Genomic DNA, 20375 nt, shown 5'->3' with positions numbered 1-20375 from the left:
CGGGCGGTCATGACGGATGATGTGGAGAACCCATGGTTCATCTGATATCCAGACGTCGGCGCGCCCTGTTCGCGGTGCCGGCTGGCCTCGCGCTCACCGCGTCCCTCAGCCTCTTGCCCGGTGCGGCCTCGGCGACCTCGCAGGACGCGCCTTCCACGGCAGCCTCCGCCACCGTGACCGACGGCCCGAAGCTGTCGTACGTGGTGAACACGACCCCTGACAAGGCCACCGTCAGCAAGGTCAAGAAGGCGATATCCAAGGCCGGCGGCAACGTGGTCACCGCGCACCCGCGCATCGGTGTCATCGTCGCCCATTCGGCCTCCCCCGACTTCGCGAAAACGATCCGTGGCGTCGAGGGCGTGCAGTCGGCGGGCGCGTCCCGCACCGCGCCCCTGAAGTCCGCGGCGACGACCGATGTCGGCAAGCCCGAGAAGGTCAAGGCCCCTCGCGTCACGGCGCAGAGCGAGGCGAAGTCCCTGTCCAAGGGCAAGGAGCCGCTGGAGCCCCTCCAGTGGGACATTCCGGCGATCAAGGCGGACAAGGCCGCGAAGATCAACCCGGGTAGCAAGGACGTCACCGTCGCGGTGATCGACACCGGCGTGGACGACACCCACCCGGACCTCGCCCCGAACTTCGACCGGAAGGCGTCCGCCAACTGCGTGGGCGGCGTCGCGGACACCTCGAAGGGCGCCTGGCGCCCGTACAACGCGGACGAGGACTACCACGGCACGCACGTGGCCGGTTCGATCGCCGCCGCCCGTAACGGGGTGGGCATCGCGGGTGTCGCGCCCGGCGTGAAGATCTCCGCCATCAAGGTCAGCGAGCCCGAGACGAGTCTGTTCTTCGCGGAGAGCGTCGTCTGCGCGTTCGTCTTCGCCGCCGACCACGGCGTCGAGGTCACGAACAACAGCTACTACGTCGACCCGTGGATGTTCAACTGCAAGGATGACCCGGACCAGAAGGCCATTCTCGACGCGGTGGGCCGGGCGGCCAAGTACGCGCAGAACAAGGGCGCCATCAACGTCGCCTCCGCCGGCAACTCCAACTTCGACCTCGGCGCGACGGAGATCTCCGACTCCTCAAGCCCGAACGACACCACCCCGGTCGACCGCAAGATCGACCCGTCGAAGTGCCTGGACGTCCCGACTCAGCTGCCCGGCGTGGTCACGGTCTCGGCGACCGGCGTCCAGTCGCTGAAGTCGTACTACTCGAACTACGGTTACAACCGCTCCGTCGCCGCGGGTCAGATCGACCTCGCCGGCCCCGGCGGTGACCGTTACCAGGTGCCCGAGCTGCCCGCGAAGGACGGCCGCATCCTCTCCACGATGCCTGACGGCGACTACGCCTACCTCCAGGGCACCTCGATGGCGGGACCGCACGTCGCCGGTGTCGCGGCCCTGGTGAGCAGCAAGCATCCCAACGCCAGCCCGCAGGAAGTCCAGTGGCTGCTGAAGCAGCAGGCGGACAACCCGGGTTGCCCGACCACGCCGTACGACCCGGACGGTGACGGCGACGTCGACGCCACCTGCACCGGCACGAAGCACATCAACAGCTTCTACGGCTTCGGCATCGTGGACGCGCTGGACGCGGTGAAGAAGTAACCGGATACGCGACCGCGTGATGACGCCATGACGCGGAAGCGCGCGCCCGCTCACTGAGCACGCGCGTGGGGCCGGGCCTCCTTTCGGGGGCCCGGCCCCTTCCCGTTGTGCGCACCTCTCCGCGCGCCGCTCTCCGCGTACCGCTCTCCGTGTGCCGTCCGCTGACTCCCTGCGGGCGTACCGGGCCCGGCGGTACGCTGCGGTTTCGAGGTACTGACCGTGGCTGCCAGGGGGAGTTGCCGGGTGGAGGGAGTCGAAACCGCCGTCTTACGGCTGGCCACCGCAGTCGTCTCCACGCTCGCCAAGTCGCTGCTGGCCAAGCGGCCGGGCGCGGGCCTGGCCGCCAGGCCCGCGAAGCCGGGCGGACCCGGGCGGACGCCCCGGGAGCTGACCGCCAAGGAGACCGGGCGGCTCGCCGACTCGCTGGCGCGGCGCCTGGACGGCACGTTCGGCACCACCCCGGAACACGAGCGGCTGGCCGCCGTCGCGGCCGTCGCGGACACCTTCGAACGCGCCGGATCACTGGACCTGGGACTCCTGCTGGCCTTGGACCTGACACCGCGGGCGCTACGTGATCATGTGCTGGCCGCATCGGACGGCGTGCGGGAGCGAGCCGGACTCAGCACGTCCGGTACGGCCCTCTTCGACCGCCTCCTGGACGTGTGCTGCCTGCACCTCGTCGAGTACGCGACGACGCTGCCGGAGTTCCCCGCCCGGACCCAGGTCGAGCTGGTCCGGCGGGCGGGAACCGTGGAAGAAGCAATCGCGGACGTACGGCGCCGCCTGGGCCCCGGCCCGGAACGTGCGGCCGCCGAAGTTCGAGGCGCGCTACGCGGACTTCGGACGGGCCACACACAGCCGCCTCCAGCTGTTCGGGGTGACCCTCAGCGACGCACGGGCCGGGTGGGCACTGGACACCGCTTACGTCAGCCTCAGCGTCAGCGTCAGCGGCGAACCGCCCGGCGACTCCTTCCGCGACCTCACACCGTCCACGGTCCGGGTCGAGCACGCTCTGGCGAACAGCTCCCGGCTGCTGCTGCGCGGCCCGGCCGGTTCCGGCAAGAGCACGCTGGTCCAGTGGCTCGCCACCAACGCCGCCCGCGGCAGCTTCGGCCAGGAACTGGCGGAGTGGAACAGGTGCGTCCCGTTCGTGCTGCGGCTGCGCGCCCTCACCGAGCGCGAAGCGCTTCCCCTCCCCCAGGACTTCCTGACCAGCATGGGCAACCCGCTCTCCGGCGTGGCCCCGGCGGGATGGGTGGAAGAGCTGCTGCCCACGGGCCGGGCGCTCGTGCTCGTCGACGGCGTGGACGAGATCCCGCAACGCCTGCGGAAGCGGACCGAGGACTGGCTGCGGCACCTCGTCACCGCCTTCCCCGAGACCCGGTACGTCGTCACCACCCGGCCGTCCGCCGTCCCCGAGGACTGGCTCGCCCCGTACGGCTTCCGTGCGCACGCGCTGCTACCGATGACCCGCGACGACGTACGGAACTTCATCGCGTACTGGCACAGCGCGGCGCGCCAGGAACGGCCGGAGCGGACGAACCCGGCGGAATCCCTGGACGCGTACGAGCACTTGACCACCTGGGGCTCACGGTGAATGAGCAGCCCCCGACCTGACACCCCTGCGCGAGCACCCCAAGCTCAAAGAACTGGATCTCCATCCGGGCGAGGCGTCCAGCACAGTCAATCTCGCGCCGTTAGCGGATGTACCCGGCTTGGTCATTCATGTGAATGGCAGCACCCGGGTCGTCAACGACCATCTCATCCCGCCTGAGCGGATCGTCCGGCCCAGGCGGCGCCCCACCCAGTGAGGAGCCCCGCCCCAACAGCCCCCACACCAGCGCGAGCTGCGCCCCCGCGTACGTGAGCATGATCCAGAACTGCGGTACCGGCGGCTGGGGCCAGTCGGCGATGCCGGTGGCGATCAGGGTGTCGGAGAGCAGGAACAGCGCGCCGCCGAGTCCGGTCCACGGGCTTACCCGGAGCGCGCCGAGTGCCATGGCCGTGAGGAGCAGGCTGTAGACCGCGACGGGGACGCGGAGGCCGGACTCCAGGCCGGGCCACAGCAGGGCGACGGTGCCGAGCCAGGCCGCCGCGTAGCCGCCGGTCGTGAGGACGGTGGTGCGGCGGCGCCCGGCCGGTGTGCCGCCGCGGGCGAACAGCGTGAGGTAGCAGACGTGGCCTGCGGCGAACGAGCCCATTCCGGCGAGGAAGACGAGGTCGCCGCCGGTCTGGAGGAGGGTGTCGCCGCCGCAGCCGAGGAGCAGGGTGACGGCGAGCAGCCGGGGGCCGCCGCGGGCGAGGACGTACGCGGCGAGAACGGGCATCAGGGCCGGTTTCGTGAGGTGCTCGACCAGGGTGGCGCCGGTGAGCAGCGCGGCCAGGTGGGTGGCGGTCAGCAGCGCGAAGCAGCCGAGCAGAGCGCGTGCGCGGCGCTCCGCGCTCACGCGACGCGCTCCCCCACCGGCTTGGCGGTGCCCGGGGGCGTGGCAGCCGGGGCGGCGGCGGTGTCAGGGCCTGTGGAGGCCGGGGCGGTCGCTTCCGGCTGAGCGCTCTGGGTGGTCTGGGCGGCCGGGGTGGTCTGGGCGGCCTCGGCGGCCGCTTTCCGCAACCGTTCCGGCTGCCAGCCTGGGCCCCGGAAGATCCGGCCCGCGCGTTCGCCCCAGGTCTGGGAGGCCCGTACGTCGCGGGCGATGGCCACGTACTCGTGTGTCGCCACCCGGAGCGGGTTGAAGGTCTTGATGTTCTTCGTCAGTCCGTAGACGGGCTGCTGGTCCTCCGCGACGAAGGAGCCGAACACGCGGTCCCAGACGATGAGGATGCCGCCGAAGTTCCGGTCGAGGTAGCCGCCCTGGGAGGCGTGGTGCACCCGGTGGTGGGAGGCCGTGTTGAACACGTACTCGATGGGCCGCGGCAGCTTGCCGACGCGCTCGGTGTGGACCCAGAACTGGTAGACGAGGTTGGTTCCCGAGAGGAAGGCGATGGCGGCCGGGTGCACGCCGCAGGCGACGAGCGGCACGTAGAAGGGCCAGACGGTCAGCGTCGTCCATGGCTGGCGCAGCGCGGTGGTGAGGTTGAACTTCTCGCTGGAGTGGTGCACGACGTGGCACGCCCACAGGACGCGGATGACGTGATGGCCGCGGTGCGACCAGTAGTAGAAGAAGTCCTGCGCCAGCAGCATCAGCGGCAGGGTCCACCACAGAAAGGGGACGCGGAGGGGGGTGAGTTCGTACACGGCGGTATAGATCGCGACAATCGGGATCTTCCACACGAAGTCAAAGACGACGCTGCCGAGCCCCATCGTCACGCTCGTCGCGGCGTCCTTGGTCTCATAGCCCGCCGCGTCCTCGTCCGGGTGAAGCCGATAGCTCACCAGCTCAATGACGGTGAGCAGGACGAAGGCCGGTATGGACCACAACACGACATCGGGTAGGTGCGGCATGTTCGCAAGATAAGGGCGACTCGGCGGCCTTGAACAGAGGTTGTTACTGACGAGTTAGTAAAGGCGGGAAGCGGGTGTGCGTCCGGGGCAACCGGGGCGGTCGCCCGCACGGCGTGCGCCCCACGCCGCCGCCGTGCGCCACCTCGCCAGCTGGCGGACCGTCGTCTTCCAACCTCCCTTTTCGGACAAGAGTTTGGCGACCAGGCGCCGCAGAAGCCCCAGTAGGCCCGTACGTTGCACCGTCTCCTGGGACTCCCCAGGCCATCCGCGCACATCTGGGCACATCTGGGTCAGCGACCGGGCGCCGACCGGAGAACCCGCCGGGGCGGAGTGTCAGCGGTGGCCCGTATCCTCATGGACCATGCTTGAAGACCGACCGGCAGCCGCACCGCGGATTCCTCCGCAGTCCGCCCCGCCGTCCCCGTGGCCGACCGCCTACCCCGAGGGGTACGCGGTCGTCGACGTGGAGACCACCGGACTCGCCCGCGACGACCGCATAGTGTCGGCCGCCGTCTATCAGCTGGACGGCCACGGCGAGGTGCAGGATCACTGGTACACGCTGGTCAATCCGCAGCGCGACCCCGGCCCCGTCTGGATTCACGGTCTCACCAGCTCCGCGCTCGCCGACGCGCCGCTGTTTCCCGAGATCGCCGACGAGCTGGCCCGGCGCCTGGACGGCCGGGTGTTCGTCGCGCACAACGCCGTCTTCGACTGGTCGATGATCGCCCGTGAGTACGCGCGGGCGAAGGGCGCCGCCCCGGTACGGCAGCGGCTGTGCACCATCGCGCTCTCCAAGGAGCTGGCGCTGCCGCTGCCCAACCACAAGCTGGAGTCGCTGGCCGCGCACTACGGCGTCGTACAGCAGCGCGCCCACCACGCGCTGGACGACGCCCGGGTGCTCGCCGAGACGTTCCGGCCCAGCCTCCATCTCGCGGCGGCGGCCAACGTGCGGCTGCCGCTGCTCGCCTGCCAGCCGCTCACCGAGTGGTCGGACGCCCCGGCCACCGGCCGCTCCGGCAGCATGGTCCAGCAGTCCGGGTACCGGCCGACCAGCTGGCGCCCCAGCCGCAAGCGGCCCGCCTGCCCCTACCTCAACCCCGGCCGCTACGAGGTGGGCGGTCAGCTGGTGCAGGGCATGCGGGTGGCGTTCTCCGGTGACACCTCCGTCGACCGGGAGCTGCTGGAGGACCGGGCCATCGAGGCCGGGCTGCACGTGGCGAGCAGTGTGTCCCGGCTCACCAGCGTCCTGGTCACCAACGACCCCGACTCGCCCACCTCCAAGGTCGTCAAGGCCAAGTCCTTCGGGACGCCCGTGGTCGACGAGGCGGCGTTCATGCAGCTGCTCCTGACCGTGGCGCCCGCCCCGGCCACGTCCTCCTGACCGACCGTGCGGGCCCCCGGGGAGCGTCGCGGGACGCGCCCGGGGGCCAGCCCCGCTCTCCATCGTCCGGCGGGCGAGTTGTACGGTCGTGGGGTGTACCGCTTCCTGTTGTCCCGGCAGTGGGTGATTCTCACCCTTGTGGCGCTCGTCCTCATCCCAACGATGATCAAGCTGGGCTTCTGGCAGCTCGGTCGCCACGAGCGTCGGGTCGAGCACAACCGCCTGGTGGAGAAGAGCCTCGACGCCCCCGCCGTCCCGGTCGGCGAGCTGAGCGCCCCCGGGCGGGAGGTCCCCAAGAAGGACACCTCCCGCAAGGTGACGGCGACCGGCAGGTACGACACCAAGGGTGAGGTCGTCGTCCGGCAGCGCACGGGTTCCGATGACCAGTCCATCGGCTATTACGTCGTCACCCCGCTGCTGCTCGACAACGGCAAGGCGATCCTCGTCAACCGCGGCTGGATTCCCGCGCCCGGCAATCTGACCCGCTTCCCGAAGGTCCCGGCCCCGCCCGCCGGAGAAGTCTCCGTCACCGGTCGGCTCAAGGCCGACGAGACGAGCGGTGCCAGCGGCATCAAGGACAAAAAGGGCTTGCCGCCGCGTCAGATCATGCTCATCAACAGCGAGCGGCGGGCCAAGACCGTCTCCCGCCCGTTGCTCGGCGGCTATATCGAGCTGACCAAGTCGACCCCCAAGGGCAGCAAGCAGCCCGAGCCGGTCCCCGCCCCCGACACCAGCGGCATCGGATCGCACATGGCGTACGCGGTCCAGTGGTGGCTGTTCACCGCTGCCGTGCCCGTCGGGTGGGTGATTCTCGTCCGCCGGGAACGGCGCGACCAGGTGGCAGCGGCGGCGAAGGCCGCCAAGGCGGCGGCGGACGCCCCCGCTGACGGACCGGAGCCCGCGTCCGGCGACGGCGACGGCGACGGCGACGGGACAGCGAAGGCCGCAGGCAGCGGCGCCGCCGTGGCCGCTGACGCCCCTGCCGCCACTGACGCCGTGGTGGCTGCCGGTGCCGGAACGACGGCCACCGCCGTGGCGGCCGCCGACCGCGACGAGGACTCAGCGCCCGACGATGCCGGCGAGGACGCCGACGCCGCAGCCGTCCGGAGCCCGGACCCCGCCGCGTCCGGCGTAGGCCGGACAGCCGCCGCCCCGGAATAGCGCCGCCGTCAGCGGGAACACGCTCGGGCATGGCCCAACGCATCGACGATTACGCCCTCATCGGCGATCTCCAGACCGCCGCGCTGGTCGGCCGGGACGGTTCGATCGACTGGCTCTGCCTGCCGCGCTTCGATTCGGCCGCCTGCTTCGCGGCGCTCCTCGGCGACCGGAACAACGGCCACTGGCGGCTCGCGCCCGTCACCCACGCCCACGGCGCCGACGGTGCCGAGTCCGACGGCGGTGACACGGGTGCCCCCGACAACCCGGGCCCCAGCACGGACATCGGCAGCGAGGACAGTGCCACCGGCGGCATCCAGGGCGACGACAGCGACACCGGCACCGACGCCCGCACCCGCCCCCACGGCAGCGGTGGCGGCACGGCCACCACAGACGACGAAGGCGGCGACGCACGCTGTACCCGCCGCGCCTACCTCCCCGACACCCTGGTGCTCGAAACCGTCTGGGAGACGAGCACCGGGACGGTCCGGGTTCTCGACTTCATGCCGCAGCGCGACCGCGCCCCCGACGTCGTCCGTATCGTCGAGGGCGTCTCCGGGACCGTCGAGATGCTCAGCGTGCTCCGGCTCCGCTTCGACTACGGCAGCATCGTGCCCTGGGTGCGGCACACCGACGGCCACCGGGTCGCGGTCGCCGGGCCCGACTCGGTCTGGCTGCGCAGCGAGCCGGAGGTGGAGACGTACGGGCAGGACTTCAGCACCCGCTCGGAGTTCACCGTACGCGCCGGAGAGCAGGTGGCGTTCGTGCTCACCTGGCACCCCTCGCACGAGCCCAGGCCGGAGCTCGTCGATCCGTACGAAGCGCTGAAGCACAGCCTGGAGGACTGGCGCGAGTGGGTGGGCAAGTGCTGTTACGACGGGCCGTACCGGGAGGCCGTCGTCCGGTCCCTGATCACACTGAAGGCGCTCATCTACGCGCCGACCGGCGGCATCGTCGCCGCCCCGACGACCTCGCTTCCCGAGGAGATCGGCGGCGTCAGGAACTGGGACTACCGGTACTGCTGGCTGCGGGACTCCACCCTCGTCCTGAGCGCGCTGCTCGCCACCGGATATCAGGAGGAGGCCGCGGCCTGGCGGAACTGGCTGCTGCGCGCCGTCGCCGGTGACCCGGCCGACCTCCAGATCATGTACGGGCTGGCCGGTGAGCGCCGACTGGCCGAGACGGAGCTGAGCTGGCTTCCCGGCTACGAGGGCTCGGCGCCCGTCAGGATCGGCAACGACGCCGTCAAGCAGCTCCAGCTCGACATCTACGGTGAGGTCATCGACACCCTCGCCCTCGCCAGAAACGCGGGCCTGTCCGCCCAGCCGACGGCCTGGAGCCTGCAGTGCGCGCTCCTGGACTTCCTGGAGGCCCACTGGCGCGACCCCGACGAAGGGCTGTGGGAGGTGCGCGGCCCCCGCCGCCACTTCGTGCACTCCAAGGTGATGGCGTGGGTGGCCGCCGACCGCGCGGTCCGCACCCTCGAAAGCGATCCCAGCCTGCCGGGTGACGCGGACCGCTGGCGCGCGATGCGGGCCGAGGTGCACCGGGAGGTCTGCGAGAAGGGGTTCGACCGGGAGCGCTTCACGTTCACCCAGTCCTACGGTTCCACGGAACTGGACGCCGCCACCCTGCTCATCCCCCAGGTCGGCTTCCTCCCCGCCTCCGACCCGCGTGTCATCGGCACCGTGGACGCGGTCCGCGGTGAACTGGGTGAGGACGGCCTGATCCGCCGGTACAGCGCGGACGGCTCGGCCGTCGACGGGCTGCCCGGCAGGGAAGCCCCGTTCCTCGTGTGTTCGTTCTGGCTGGCCGACGCGCTGCACCGCATCGGCCGTACGGAGGACGCCGTCGCCCTGTACGAGCGGCTGCTCTCGTTCCGCAACGACGTCGGCCTCCTCGCCGAGGAGTACCACGTCACCCACCGCCGCCAGCTCGGGAACTTCCCGCAGGCGTTCAGCCACATCGGCCTGGTGACGGCGGCCCTCGCGCTCACCGGTCCGGCCACGGCAGACTGAGGCCCATGGATCTTGGACTGAAGGACCGTGTCTACGTCGTCACGGGTGCCACCCGCGGCCTGGGTCACGCCGCCGCCCGCGAGCTCGTCGCCGACGGCGCGAAGGTCATCATCACCGGACGTGACGAGAAGACGGTGACCGCCACGGCGGACGACCTCGGGCCCGGCGCGCACGGCGCGCCCGCCGACAACGCCGACCCGGCGACCGCCCAGCGGCTCATCGACGCCGCCCGTGATCACTTCGGCCGCTTCGACGGCATCCTCATCAGCGTCGGCGGCCCGCCCGCCGGGTCGGCCGCCGACAACACCGACGCCCAGTGGGAGGCGGCCTTCCAGTCCGTCTTCCTGGGCGCGGTCCGGCTGGCCCGGACTGCGGCCGAGTCGCTCACCTCGGGCGGGGTGATCGGCTTCGTGCTGTCCGGTTCGGTACGGGAGCCGATCCCCGGGCTGACCATCTCCAACGGGCTGCGGCCCGGCCTCGCCGGGTTCGCGAAGTCCCTCGCGAACGAGCTGGGGCCGCGCGGCATCCGCGTCGTGGGGCTGCTGCCCGGCCGCATCGACACCGACCGGGTACGGGAACTCGACGGCCTCTCCGGCGACGCTGACGCCGCGCGTCAGCAGAGCAGCGCCCGCGTTCCGCTACGCCGCTACGGCACGGCGGAGGAGTTCGGCCGCGCCGCGGCCTTCCTCCTGTCCCCCGCCGCCTCCTACCTCACCGGACTGATGCTCCCGGTCGACGGCGGAGCGCTGCACGGCATCTGACCCGGCGCGGCCCCGGCCGACCCGTTTCCCGCCGGGGTGCCACCGGACGCCGGCCGCAGTGAAGGGACCGGGCGCCGGCCGCGGCGAAGGGGGCGTCCGTCAGCTGACGCGTTCCGGCCGGTGGCGCGCGGCGCGCAGCCGCACCTCGGCGGGCAGCCGTTCCAGTCCGGCGGACGCGCGCGCGTGCTCCAGTGCCTCGTCGCGCAGCCGCGCCAGCACGGCCGCCGGCTGCGCGTGAGGGGCCAGTACGAGGCGAATCCGGGCTTCGGGAGCCGTCCGGCCGCCTCGTAGCAGCACATGGGCCCGCTCGACGCCGTCCATCGCCTCGGCCTCGCCCGCCAGCACGCCTTCCAGTGCCCGGCCGCGTACCAGGGCGCCTTCCCCCTCACCGCTGTCGACCAGCACCTCGCTCACCCGGCGCAGCCGCGCCTGGGCCAGCAGCCACCACAGCGACAGCAGGACGAGCAGGGCGAGCCCAGCGATGACGGCGGGCCACCACCAGTCGTCATCGCGCCAGCGGCGACGGTCCTCGTGGGTCAGCAGCACATCGTGCGGCCCGTCGAAGGGCCAGCTGGAGGGCAGGCTGAAGCCCCAGCGCCGCTGGAGGTCGAGCCCGCCGATGAGCACAGCGGCGCCGAGCGCCATCAGCACCACCCCGGCCAGCCCCATGAGCACCCGGTTGACGGCACGCACCCTCGCGCGCCCCACCCGTACCCGCTTCGCCGACATCTGTCGCCTCATCTCTTCGTCGGCCGCCGGACCTGCGTGATCAGCTTCGGCTGCCGGGCGAGGCCCAGCTGCCGGACTCCGTCGTCCAGTACCCCGCCCAGATCCGCCGCCACCTCGTCCAGATCGCGGAAGTGCGACTGCGCGCGGACCTTGACCTTCCGCCGCTTGGCGTCGACCCGTACCGACCGCACTCCGGGGACCTCCATCGCCCGGTCCCGCAGGACGAGGGCCACCGCCGACCGGTCCAGGCCCGCCCGTACGTCGTGCGAGTCCCGTCGCATGGGCAGCACACGGCGACGGCCGGGAGTCAGCGCGAGGATGAGCAGCCACAGGCCGAGAACGACCGCGGCCGCCGCGCCGACCACGACCGCCGCGTCGTCGAGCGGCCGGGTGGCCAGTTCGTCGGCGAGCCGCCGCCGCCAGCGCATCGCGGACCGGTCGGCCCGTACCGCCGCGACGTCGTAGAGGAGCAGGCCGGTCGCGCCCAGCAGGACGAGGGCGAGCAGCGCGGCGGGCACCCGGCGAGGTGACCAGAAACGCCCGGCTCGCACCTCTGGGCCGCCGGTATCCGTTTCAGTGCCGGTGCCGGTGTCCGTCTGCGTGCTCGCGTCCGTGCCGGTGCTCGCGTCCGTGCCGGACGTGGCGGCGGCGCCCGCGCGCGCGAGGTGAGCGGCGTCCGAGGCGGGCAGTCGCAGCGTGGCTCCCGTAACGGACGAAGCTCCCGTAGGGCCCGGGGAGCCTGGGCCGTCGGTGGCTTCAGGCGCTCCGGGCGCGCCAGGGGCTTTGGGGGGTTCAGGGAGCTCGTGCTCGTCGCTCGTTCTCTTCTCTGGCTCTCCGTTCGCGCTGTCGCCGGCGTCTGGTCCGTCGTGGCTCACTGCGCCCTCCCCTGACCCGCGCTCTCCAGCTCCGGTGCGTGCAGACGCTCGACGGTAACCGCCACCTCCCGCACGTCCATCCCCGCCAACACCTTGACCCGCTGCCTCACTTGACGACGTACGGCGCCGCACTGGGCGCCGAAGTCCGAGGGATAGCCGAGTTCGACGGCGACCCGCACCCTGGCCTCCCCGTTGCCGCCGTCGCGGCCGTGTCCTCGTCGAATGGCGACGGCGGCGTGCGGCGGCTTGCCGCCCCGTGGAGGACTCGGCTCGGTCCCACCGTCGCGTAACGCCTCGCGTGCCGCCTGCGAAGCGATCTTCGCGACGACACGGTCAGCGATCCGGGTAGCGCCCCGGTCACCGGACCGCACCACTCGGCCTCACCGCCGTCGTCCGTCGCGTTCGCGCGGACGGAAGAAGTCCCCCAGCTCCAGGTCCCCGTCCAGGAACTTCCCGGCCACGAAGCCGATCAAGCCCAACGCCGCGACCAGCAGAAAGGCCCCGAAGCCGCCAAAGTATCCGGCGAAGCCCAGCGCCATTCCGGCGATCAGGCCGACCATCGCCATGCTCATCGTGAGCTCCCTCGTGTCCTTGAGCCCAGCTCCGCGGCCACGGCTACTGGAGCCGCGACTCGGGCTCTTCGTCTTCCTCGTCCGGCAGCTTCACATCGCTGACCGTGATGTTCACCTCGACGACCTCCAGGCCGGTCATCCGCTCGACGGCGGAAATGACATCTTCGCGCACATTGCGGGTGACATCACCGATGGAGACGCCATAATCCACGACGATTTCCAGGTCAAGTGCCGTTTGCACCTCGCCCACTTCGGCCTTCACACCGCGTGTCACCGACCGGCTGCCGCCCGGGACCCGGTCCCGCACCGCGCCGAAGGTACGCGCGAGCCCACTGCCCATGGCGTGTACGCCAGGCACATCGCGGGTCGCCATGCCCGCGATCTTCTCCACCACGCCGTCCGCGATACTCGTCCGGCCACGAGATGCCGGGGGGCCACCGCCTCGCTGGGGTGTCGAGGCTCCTGGGGAAGCGCTCTCAGTCCGTTGCTTCTCAGTCGTGTCCGTCATCGCCCATCGTCCCTTTCCATGGGGGAGGCAGCGGCCTTCCGTTCCTCACTTTCACGGTAGGCGCCCTCACGGCGCAGCGCCCTCGGGGCGTGGCAGACGTGGGAACGCCCGTCAGGAGCCTGTGGGTCGTGCTCCGTTCGGGCGGTGGTGTACGGCAGGCTGAGCGGCATACGGCGAAGCGCCGTACGGCGGAAGGGTGGCGCACTGTGGTGGCGGACGGGTTGGCACAGGCGGTACGGCAGCAGCTGGGGCTCGGCAGACTGCTGCCCCTGGGGGACGCGCGGGACGGCGCCTGGCTCACCGAGCACGCGGCGGAGGGCGTACTGCGGCATGCGGCGGGCAAGGTACCCGGAGTGGTGCTCGGCACCCTGCGCGTCGACCTCGCGGACCCGGCGAGGGCCGACGAACCGGCCGTCCCGGCCCCGTCGAGCGCGCTTCCGCCCGGCCCGCTACGGGTGGACGGCGAGTTCATGGCGGCGGCCGACCAGCCCTTGCCCGCTTCGGCTGACCGGCTCCGGGAAGCGTTGCTCACCGCATCGGCGGCACGGCTCGGGCTGGACATCGAGACGGTCGATCTCCGCGTGACAGGGCTGCTCGACGACGAACCCACCGAAGACGGCGAGGGAGAGCGAGACGAAGAGCGGGAGCAGGGCGCCGAGCGGGAGCGGAACCGGGCTGCCGAGGGCGCCGGAAGCAGCGAAGGCGCCCATGGCACCGGTGACGCGGATGGTAGGGAGTACGTGGGTGACGTCGGCACCGCCGGTCCCGCGACCGCCGCGCGTCCGGGCTCGGCTGGGGCGGGTCCTGACGCTGTCGGTGGGCCGAGCCCTGCCGCGCTCCGCGCACGCCCGGCCGGCGGCCCCACGGGCGGTGCGGGGAGCGGCCCCGAGGCTCGGGCGGCGGCAGCCGCCGAGGCCGTGCCGGGAGTGGCCCGGCTCGCCGCGGCGCTGGGCGGGCTGACCCGGCCGGTACGGATCGACAGCCCGCCCCGTGGCCCTTCCGAAGCGCTGCCCCGCGACTCTGCCGAGGGACCCGCCGGTGGCCCCGCCGCCGGGGGTGCGGCAGCGGGCGCGGGCGACGCGGGCCGCCGGGCCCGCACCGTGAGCGGGGCGTCAGGGGCGCGGCGTGTGCAGGTCCAGGTGGCCGTCGCGGCTGGCCATCGCGCGGTGGACGTCGCCCGTGCCGTACGCGCGGAGGTCGGCGAGGTCGCCGCGGCGGACGCCACTGGGCCGGTGACGGTGGCCGTGCTGGTCACCGCCGTCGAAACGGCGGACGCCTGATGCGGGCGCCCGTCGTCCACCGGGAGGTCTGAGCCGCCGGTCCCCCGCCGACCGCGAGGCCAATCGCGAGGGACGCGACTCGCCGTCGCGCCGCCTCAGCGGCCGCTCACGCCTCCGCGTCCGCCGCCACCCCGGACGCACGTCCTCAGGCACGCCGGAGTGCGGCGAGGCATGCGGCTGGGGAGAGGCTGATCTGTAGCTGGGCCGGGCTGGGTCTCAGTCGGCGAGACCGGCGAGGTCGCGCAGCCGACGGCCCTGCGCCGCGCGCTCCGCCACGCGCTGCTCCTCGTACGTCCGTCCGACAGCTCCGCGCAGCAGGGCCTTGGTCTCGATCACCGCGTCCCGGGGAGCCGAGAGGAGCGCGGCGGCCAGATCCTGGGTGGCGGAGTCGAGTTCGGCGGCGGGCACGACGAGGTTCGCCAGCCCGACGCGCTCGGCCTCCGCCGCGTGGACGAAACGGCCCGTCGCGCAGATCTCCAGCGCACGGGCGTAGCCGACGAGGGAGACCAGCGGCTGGGTGCCGGTCAGGTCCGGCACCAGGCCGAGGCTGGTCTCGCGCATGGCGAATTGCGCGTCCTCCGCGCAGACGCGCAGGTCGCACGCGAGCGCGAGCTGGAAGCCCGCACCGATGGCGTGGCCCTGCACGGCCGCGATGGAGACGATGTCATTGCGCCGCCACCACGTGAACGCCTCCTGGTACTCCGCGATGGTCGCGTCCAGCTCCGCCTCGGGACCGCGCCCGAGGTCGACGAAGGAGGGTTCGCCGTCGAAGCCCTCCGGCGTGAACGCCTGCCGGTCGAGTCCGGCGGAGAAGGACTTGCCTTCACCGCGGAGCACCACAACGCGCACACTGCCCGGCAGTGACTGCCCAGCCTTGGCCAGGGCCCGCCACAGGGCGGGCGTCTGGGCATTGCGCTTGGCCGGGTTGGACAGGGTCACCGTGGCGATGGCGTCATCTACGGTGAGACGTACGCCGTCCGTGTCGAGCAGGGTCACAGCAAGCCTCCGGTCGGTCGCGAGCGGTCGGTGCAGTCAGCAGGTTGACTACTGCACAGTAACCACTCGGCCGACCGGATCACAGACCGGGTGCCGCTGCCGACAAGACCGGTACGCCTTGTCAGAGGGTGAACAGGGTTTCGGGTATCAGGCTCAGGTCGCGGCCTTCTTGCCTCGGGTCGCTCCGCCGCGACCACGCAGTGTCACGCCGGATTCGCTGAGCATCCGGTGGACGAACCCGTAGGAACGTCCGGTCTCGTCGGCGAGCGCACGAATGCTCGCGCCGGAGTCGTACTTCTTCTTCAGGTCTGCCGCGAGCTTTTCGCGCGCGGCGCCGGTTACCCGGCTGCCCTTCTTCAGAGTCTCGGCCACCCGTGCCTCCTCATGGGAAGTGCGCTATGGGACTCTCATGATCACCCCTAGCCGCCTTCCTGGCCACCCATTCGACAAGGTCCGCACGACAAGGTTCCCGCCGGTAAGCCCGTCCACGGCCGCAGGAATGTCAGATTCCGCTTGTCTGTACGCGTACGGCCATTCGGTGTCCGGGACGAAGCGGCAGGTCAGGCGGGCTTCGCGGGACCAGCGTGAATATGCCCGGCGTTACGCTCAGTGCGCGCGTGGGCGTGAGGAGACGCGCCGGAAGATGAGCCGGTCTCACTCAGATGAAGGATCACGCCTCGGCCGAATGATCCAGAATCTTTTGATCAAGACCGGATCGAGTGCCGGACGAGCGGCCCCGGGGCGTCAGGACCGCCGGGGCCGACGCGCGCGTCAGGCGCGTCAGGCGAGCGCCACGAGGTCGGCGTAGTCCTTGCCCCACAGGTCCTCGACGCCGTCCGGCAGCAGGATGATGCGCTCCGGCTGTAGCGCCTCGACGGCGCCCTCGTCGTGGGTCACGAGCACGACCGCACCCGTGAAGGTGCGCAGCGCGCCAAGGATCTCCTCGCGGCTCGCCGGGTCGAGGTTGTTCGTCGGCTCGTCGAGCAGCAGCACGTTCGCCGAGGACACCACGAGGGTGGCCAGCGCCAGGCGGGTCTTCTCACCGCCGGACAGCACTCGCGCGGGCTTGTCCACGTCGTCACCGGAGAACAGGAACGACCCGAGCGTCTTGCGGATCGAGACCAGGTCGAGGTCGGGCGCCGAGGAACGCATGTTCTCCAGGACCGTGCGGTCCGGGTCCAGCGTCTCGTGCTCCTGCGCGTAGTAGCCGAGCTTGAGACCGTGGCCCGGGATGACCTCGCCCGTGTCGGGCGTCTCCACACCGGCCAGCAGCCGCAGCAGCGTGGTCTTGCCCGCACCGTTGAGGCCGAGGATGACGACGCGGGAGCCGCGGTCGATGGCGAGCCCGACGTCCGTGAAGATCTCCAGCGAGCCGTAGGACTTCGAGAGGCCGTCGGCGGTCAGCGGGGTCTTGCCGCACGGCGCGGGGTCGGGGAAGCGGAGCTTGGCGACCTTGTCGGAGGCCCGCACCGCGTCGAGGCCGGAGAGCAGCTTCTCGGCACGCCGGGCCATGTTCTGCGCGGCCACCGTCTTGGTGGCCTTGGCCCGCATCTTGTCCGCCTGCGTGTTGAGCGCCGCCGCCTTCTTCTCGGCGTTCGCGCGCTCCCGCTTGCGGCGCTTCTCGTCGGCCTCCCGCTGCGCGAGGTACAGCTTCCAGCCCATGTTGTAGATGTCGATCTGCGAGCGGTTGGCGTCCAGGTAGAACACCTTGTTGACGACCGTCTCGACGAGCTGGATGTCGTGGGAGATGACGACGAAGCCGCCGCGGTAGGTCTTGAGGTAGTCCCGCAGCCAGACGACCGAGTCGGCGTCGAGGTGGTTCGTCGGCTCGTCCAGCAGCAGCGTGTCGGAATCCGAGAAGAGAATCCGGGCCAGCTCGACCCGGCGGCGCTGGCCACCGGAGAGGGTGTGCAGCGGCTGGCCGAGCACCCGGTCGGGCAGGCCGAGGCTGGCGGCGATGGTCGCCGCCTCCGCCTCGGCGGCGTACCCGCCCTTGGTGAGGAACTCGGTCTCCAGGCGCTCGTACTTCTTCATCGCCTTCTCGCGGGTGGCGCCCTGGCCGTTCGCCATCCGGTCCTCGTTCTCGCGCATCTTGCGGAGTACGGAGTCCAGATCGCGGGCGGAGAGGATGCGGTCCCGCGCGAGCACGTCGAGGTCGCCGGTGCGCGGGTCCTGCGGGAGGTAGCCGACGTCGCCGGAGCGCGCGATGTTGCCCGCGGCGGGCGTGCCCTCGCCCGCGAGGCACTTGGTGAGGGTGGTCTTGCCCGCGCCGTTGCGGCCGACAAGGCCGATGCGGTCGCCCTTGGCGATACGGAACGAGGCGGACTCGATGAGGACTCGGGCGCCGGCGCGCAGCTCAAGGCCGGAGGCGGTGATCACGGAAAACTCCAGGGCGGATGGAACGGCGGAATGGACGGGTGCGAAACCTCAGCCGCGCGGCACGCTGACGAAGGGCTGCGGCGGGCAAGGCCCCCGGCCGGAGACCAGGGCGGGCAGACGCCGTCTAATGCACAAGGAGAATTGCCATACGGACCACTGTAGCGGGGGCGGGCAAGTGCTTTTCCGGGGCGGTCCCGGAACGTGCCGCTCAGCGGCGTCCGGGCCGATGTCGGACCCCGGTGCCAGACTGTGGAGTGGATCACACCAGATCAGCGACTCCATCGGCGAACGCGAGAGGTGATCAGCGTGGCAGGCACCAAGACGGGGCAGCCGGGCGTGTACCCCACCCTGCTGTACAGCGACGCGAAGGCGGCCATCAAGCAGCTCACCACGGCCTTCGGCTTCACGGAGCATGCCGTGTACGAGGGCGAGGACGGCACGGTGCTCCACGCCGAGCTGGCCTATGGCGGCGGAATGGTGATGCTCGGCACCAAGCGCTCGGAGGGGGCTTATGGCAAGGCGATGGCGGACAGCGGTCCCGCCGGGATCTACGTGGCGGTTGAGGACCCGGACGCGCACCACCGGCGTACGGCGGAACAGGGCGTGGAGATCCTGATGCCGCCGACCGACCAGCAGCACGGCTCGCGGGACTACATGGCCCGCGACGCCGAGGGCAACGTGTGGAGCTTCGGCACGTACGTACCGGGAGGGGGCGGCTGACGGGCGCTCGGCGCTGGGGCGCCTCACGGGCCTGGGCGCGTCGCCAGGCCGCCGTCCGCTCCCCGCCCGCACCCCGGGGTGCGGGCGAAGGCTCTGGGCTGAGCCGTTCGGCTGGGGCTAGACGCCGCCGGTGTGCACCTGGAACGCGGCCCGGCGCACCGCCTTGGCCAGGGCGGGGTCGGGGTGCGCCGCCGCCAGGGCGACCAGCACCTGCACGGTGCGCGGGTGTCCCACTTCCCTGACCTCGGCCAGCAGTGCGGGGACCGTGCCCTGGACCGCCGAGTCGAGATGGCGCACCAGCAGTCTTATCTCGCCGTGGTCGGCGATGGCCGCGGCGGTGTCCACCCAGAGCCAGGTCGCCTCCTCCCGGGTGAGCACTTCGAGGGTGTCGTCGGGGTCGGCGCCCGCCTGCTCCGCCAGCCACAGCAGGGCGTAGGGGCGCAGCCGGGACTCATCGACGGCCGCGCGCACGGCGGGCTCGGCGGGGGCGCCGACAACGCGCAACGCCTCGAAGGCGAGTCCTCGCAGCAGCGCGTCATCGCCGCGTGCCGCGTCGAGGAGCTCGGTGACCGCGCTGCCGACCGGCCGTGCGGCGAGCCACGCCCGGTATTCGGCGCGGGCCGGTCCCGGTGTGAGCTGCGCGCAGGCGCGCAGCATGTCCTCGGCGGGCTGCTCGATGTTCCCGGCGGGGCTCTGGGCGGCGACGCAGATCTGTTCCAGCTTGACCCACACGGCCCAGCTGCCCAGTGCGGTCAGCTCCGCCTCACGGTGGTCGGCCGTGCCGCCGGGCCCGGTGGAGTCCGTGCCGCCGTGGGCCAGGCCACCACTGGTGTGCCCGGCCACCGCCGGCTGCGCGTCTTCCCCGGCCCGCGCCGCCTTGCCGGGGGCCAGGGGTCCGGCCTCGCCAGGAGGCGTGGCCTCCGCGCGCTCCGGCGCCGCGTCGCGTACGACGAGCGCGCCAACGGCGGCGAGCCCGTCCAGCGCCCAGGTCAGCAGCGACTCGGGCACCTCGCTGTCGGCCGCGTCGTCCGCCCCCGTCCCGGGGGCGGGTGCCTGCCCGGCACCGGCCGCGGCGGATGTGCCGGCCGCGCCCGGCGCCTGCCGCTCGCCCGCCGCCGGGGCACCGCCGGGGCCGCCGGGCTTGGGGGCCCGCTGCGCGTACGGCACCTCGCAGCGCTCCGTCCGCAGCTCGGCGACGCGCTGGCGCAGCAGGTCGAGCAGGGCGGGGAAGCCCACGGGCCCGGCCGAGAGCTGAAGGAGGGAGAGCAACTGCGGCACGGCCTCGACGACTTCGGCGACCGCCGCGGCGCCGGTGGCCTCGGTCACCGGGGCCTGCGAACCGCGTGCTCCCGGCGGCCAGGGCCGGGCGATCGACCACGCGTCGAACAGTGCGACCCAGCCACGGAGCACGGCGGAGTCGTCGCGGTCCCAGGCACGCAGCCGCCAGCCGGGGCGCGCGGCGCCGCCGTGCAGCTCGATCAGTCCCGCGAGCCGGGCCCTGTCCCAGTCGGCGCGCACCTGAAGTGGCGTCAGCCCCAGGGCCTCGGCGGCCCGGTCGGCCGCCACGTCGGAGAGCACTCCGTACGCGCCGGGGGGCAGCGAGGCGTCGCCGCCGGGCTCGGCGGCGGCCCAGCGGGCGACCCGGACGGCACCGGCGAGCGAGATCCTCGCCTGGCGTGCGAGTTCCGCCGGTGGCGGGGTGCCCTCCGGCGGGCGGGGCGCTGGGCGCGTGCCGCGCTGCGGCACTGCCCTGCGGGCACTGGCCATCGGCCGGTGCGGGACGAGTCGGAGTCGGGAGTCGCGCGGGGTACGGGACGTCACAAGAGCAGTCTTGCCGCTGACGGCCCGAAAACCCAATCGGTGGTCATTCGGCCGCGTTCACGGGCCAGGTGATGGTCTTGCGACTGCTGTGCCGCCCTTCCCGCGCCCCCTGCGCCCCCGGGCGGCGCCTGCCC

Annotated in this window: 19 protein-coding genes and 1 pseudogene; 9 read left to right on the top strand and 11 right to left on the bottom strand. The window is 72.2% G+C overall.

The window, feature by feature from the left end:
- The first annotated feature begins 32 nt into the window (after positions 1-32).
- The 3 genes and pseudogenes from AC5P1B_RS24570 (at position 33) to AC5P1B_RS24560 (ending at position 3198) form a co-directional block, all read left to right on the top strand.
- Positions 33-1601, top strand: a complete 1569-nt coding sequence (locus AC5P1B_RS24570; RefSeq protein ID WP_493889719.1) for a S8 family peptidase — start codon at positions 33-35, stop codon at positions 1599-1601.
- Between the two features lie 219 nt (positions 1602-1820).
- A pseudogene (locus tag AC5P1B_RS24565) lies at positions 1821-2315 on the top strand (NACHT N-terminal Helical domain 1-containing protein); the annotation flags it as partial.
- Between the two features lie 88 nt (positions 2316-2403).
- A complete protein-coding gene (locus tag AC5P1B_RS24560) occupies positions 2404-3198 on the top strand; it encodes an NACHT domain-containing protein (protein ID WP_493889717.1) in 795 nt (264 codons plus the stop codon).
- Between the two features lie 100 nt (positions 3199-3298).
- Here AC5P1B_RS24560 and AC5P1B_RS24555 read toward each other — a convergent pair whose 3' ends face one another.
- A complete protein-coding gene (locus AC5P1B_RS24555; RefSeq protein WP_493889715.1) occupies positions 3299-4048 on the bottom strand; it encodes a lysoplasmalogenase in 750 nt (249 codons plus the stop codon).
- Positions 4045-5043 carry a sterol desaturase family protein gene (locus tag AC5P1B_RS24550; protein WP_493889713.1) on the bottom strand — a complete coding sequence of 333 codons (999 nt, stop codon included), beginning with the start codon at positions 5041-5043 and terminating at the stop codon, positions 4045-4047. Before AC5P1B_RS24550 ends, AC5P1B_RS24555 begins: the two co-directional genes overlap by 4 nt.
- Positions 5044-5404: 361 nt before the next feature.
- Between AC5P1B_RS24550 and AC5P1B_RS24545 the strand changes: the two genes are divergently transcribed.
- From AC5P1B_RS24545 to AC5P1B_RS24530, 4 genes are all read left to right on the top strand, one after another.
- Positions 5405-6424 (top strand): DEDDh family exonuclease, encoded by a 1020-nt coding sequence (locus AC5P1B_RS24545; protein ID WP_493889711.1) that lies wholly within the window; start codon positions 5405-5407, stop codon positions 6422-6424.
- A 93-nt stretch (positions 6425-6517) separates the two neighbouring features.
- Complete coding sequence (locus AC5P1B_RS24540; protein ID WP_493889710.1) at positions 6518-7585, top strand: SURF1 family cytochrome oxidase biogenesis protein; 1068 nt, start codon at positions 6518-6520, stop codon at positions 7583-7585.
- A gap of 29 nt (positions 7586-7614) precedes the next feature.
- Positions 7615-9600: a glycoside hydrolase family 15 protein gene (locus tag AC5P1B_RS24535; RefSeq protein WP_493889708.1), complete on the top strand. Its 1986-nt coding sequence runs from the start codon at positions 7615-7617 to the stop codon at positions 9598-9600.
- A gap of 5 nt (positions 9601-9605) precedes the next feature.
- Entirely contained in the window at positions 9606-10361 is a 756-nt protein-coding gene (locus AC5P1B_RS24530; RefSeq protein ID WP_493889706.1) for an SDR family oxidoreductase, read from the top strand.
- 99 nt (positions 10362-10460) lie between these two features.
- On the opposite strand, the gene amaP is transcribed toward AC5P1B_RS24530, so the two are convergent.
- The 5 genes from amaP to AC5P1B_RS24505 all read right to left on the bottom strand — a co-directional run bounded on the left by amaP (position 10461) and on the right by AC5P1B_RS24505 (position 13045).
- Complete coding sequence (gene amaP / locus AC5P1B_RS24525) at positions 10461-11090, bottom strand: alkaline shock response membrane anchor protein AmaP (RefSeq protein ID WP_493889704.1); 630 nt, start codon at positions 11088-11090, stop codon at positions 10461-10463.
- An 8-nt stretch (positions 11091-11098) separates the two neighbouring features.
- Positions 11099-11785: a DUF6286 domain-containing protein gene (locus AC5P1B_RS24520; protein WP_493889776.1), complete on the bottom strand. Its 687-nt coding sequence runs from the start codon at positions 11783-11785 to the stop codon at positions 11099-11101.
- Between the two features lie 176 nt (positions 11786-11961).
- Positions 11962-12336: an Asp23/Gls24 family envelope stress response protein gene (locus AC5P1B_RS24515; protein ID WP_493889775.1), complete on the bottom strand. Its 375-nt coding sequence runs from the start codon at positions 12334-12336 to the stop codon at positions 11962-11964.
- Between the two features lie 9 nt (positions 12337-12345).
- Complete coding sequence (locus AC5P1B_RS24510; protein ID WP_493889702.1) at positions 12346-12537, bottom strand: hypothetical protein; 192 nt, start codon at positions 12535-12537, stop codon at positions 12346-12348.
- A gap of 43 nt (positions 12538-12580) precedes the next feature.
- Complete coding sequence (locus tag AC5P1B_RS24505; protein WP_493889700.1) at positions 12581-13045, bottom strand: Asp23/Gls24 family envelope stress response protein; 465 nt, start codon at positions 13043-13045, stop codon at positions 12581-12583.
- A 128-nt stretch (positions 13046-13173) separates the two neighbouring features.
- Between AC5P1B_RS24505 and AC5P1B_RS24500 the strand changes: the two genes are divergently transcribed.
- Complete coding sequence (locus AC5P1B_RS24500) at positions 13174-14325, top strand: hypothetical protein (RefSeq protein WP_493889699.1); 1152 nt, start codon at positions 13174-13176, stop codon at positions 14323-14325.
- Between the two features lie 216 nt (positions 14326-14541).
- Here AC5P1B_RS24500 and AC5P1B_RS24495 read toward each other — a convergent pair whose 3' ends face one another.
- The 3 genes from AC5P1B_RS24495 to AC5P1B_RS24485 all read right to left on the bottom strand — a co-directional run bounded on the left by AC5P1B_RS24495 (position 14542) and on the right by AC5P1B_RS24485 (position 17700).
- The gene (locus AC5P1B_RS24495; RefSeq protein WP_493889697.1) at positions 14542-15321 is read right to left on the bottom strand and encodes an enoyl-CoA hydratase/isomerase family protein; all 780 of its coding nucleotides are present in this window, start codon (positions 15319-15321) and stop codon (positions 14542-14544) included.
- A gap of 153 nt (positions 15322-15474) precedes the next feature.
- On the bottom strand, positions 15475-15693 hold the full coding sequence (locus tag AC5P1B_RS24490; protein WP_493889696.1) for a helix-turn-helix domain-containing protein: 219 nt from the start codon (positions 15691-15693) through the stop codon (positions 15475-15477).
- Positions 15694-16101: 408 nt separating this feature from the next.
- The gene (locus AC5P1B_RS24485; RefSeq protein ID WP_493889694.1) at positions 16102-17700 is read right to left on the bottom strand and encodes an ABC-F family ATP-binding cassette domain-containing protein; all 1599 of its coding nucleotides are present in this window, start codon (positions 17698-17700) and stop codon (positions 16102-16104) included.
- A gap of 306 nt (positions 17701-18006) precedes the next feature.
- Here AC5P1B_RS24485 and AC5P1B_RS24480 point away from each other — a divergent pair, with 306 nt between their 5' ends.
- Positions 18007-18420 carry a VOC family protein gene (locus tag AC5P1B_RS24480; protein ID WP_493889693.1) on the top strand — a complete coding sequence of 138 codons (414 nt, stop codon included), beginning with the start codon at positions 18007-18009 and terminating at the stop codon, positions 18418-18420.
- 117 nt (positions 18421-18537) lie between these two features.
- On the opposite strand, the gene AC5P1B_RS24475 is transcribed toward AC5P1B_RS24480, so the two are convergent.
- Positions 18538-20187, bottom strand: a complete 1650-nt coding sequence (locus AC5P1B_RS24475; protein WP_493889773.1) for a hypothetical protein — start codon at positions 20185-20187, stop codon at positions 18538-18540.
- Positions 20188-20375 lie beyond the last annotated feature (188 nt).

This window comes from Streptomyces sp. A01, from assembly GCF_059026195.1.
This window is presented reverse-complemented; position numbering and strand designations above follow the sequence as displayed.

Bases quoted from the DNA above. Each gene is read 5' to 3' on its own strand.
- amaP (WP_493889704.1), bottom strand. From the start codon at position 11,090: ATGTCGGCGAAGCGGGTACGGGTGGGGCGCGCGAGGGTGCGTGCCGTC.
- AC5P1B_RS24510 (WP_493889702.1), bottom strand. From the start codon at position 12,537: ATGAGCATGGCGATGGTCGGCCTGATCGCCGGAATGGCGCTGGGCTTC.
- AC5P1B_RS24550 (WP_493889713.1), bottom strand. From the start codon at position 5,043: ATGCCGCACCTACCCGATGTCGTGTTGTGGTCCATACCGGCCTTCGTC.
- AC5P1B_RS24545 (WP_493889711.1), top strand. From the start codon at position 5,405: ATGCTTGAAGACCGACCGGCAGCCGCACCGCGGATTCCTCCGCAGTCC.
- AC5P1B_RS24535 (WP_493889708.1), top strand. From the start codon at position 7,615: ATGGCCCAACGCATCGACGATTACGCCCTCATCGGCGATCTCCAGACC.
- AC5P1B_RS24570 (WP_493889719.1), top strand. From the start codon at position 33: ATGGTTCATCTGATATCCAGACGTCGGCGCGCCCTGTTCGCGGTGCCG.
- AC5P1B_RS24505 (WP_493889700.1), bottom strand. From the start codon at position 13,045: ATGACGGACACGACTGAGAAGCAACGGACTGAGAGCGCTTCCCCAGGA.
- AC5P1B_RS24530 (WP_493889706.1), top strand. From the start codon at position 9,606: ATGGATCTTGGACTGAAGGACCGTGTCTACGTCGTCACGGGTGCCACC.
- AC5P1B_RS24475 (WP_493889773.1), bottom strand. From the start codon at position 20,187: ATGGCCAGTGCCCGCAGGGCAGTGCCGCAGCGCGGCACGCGCCCAGCG.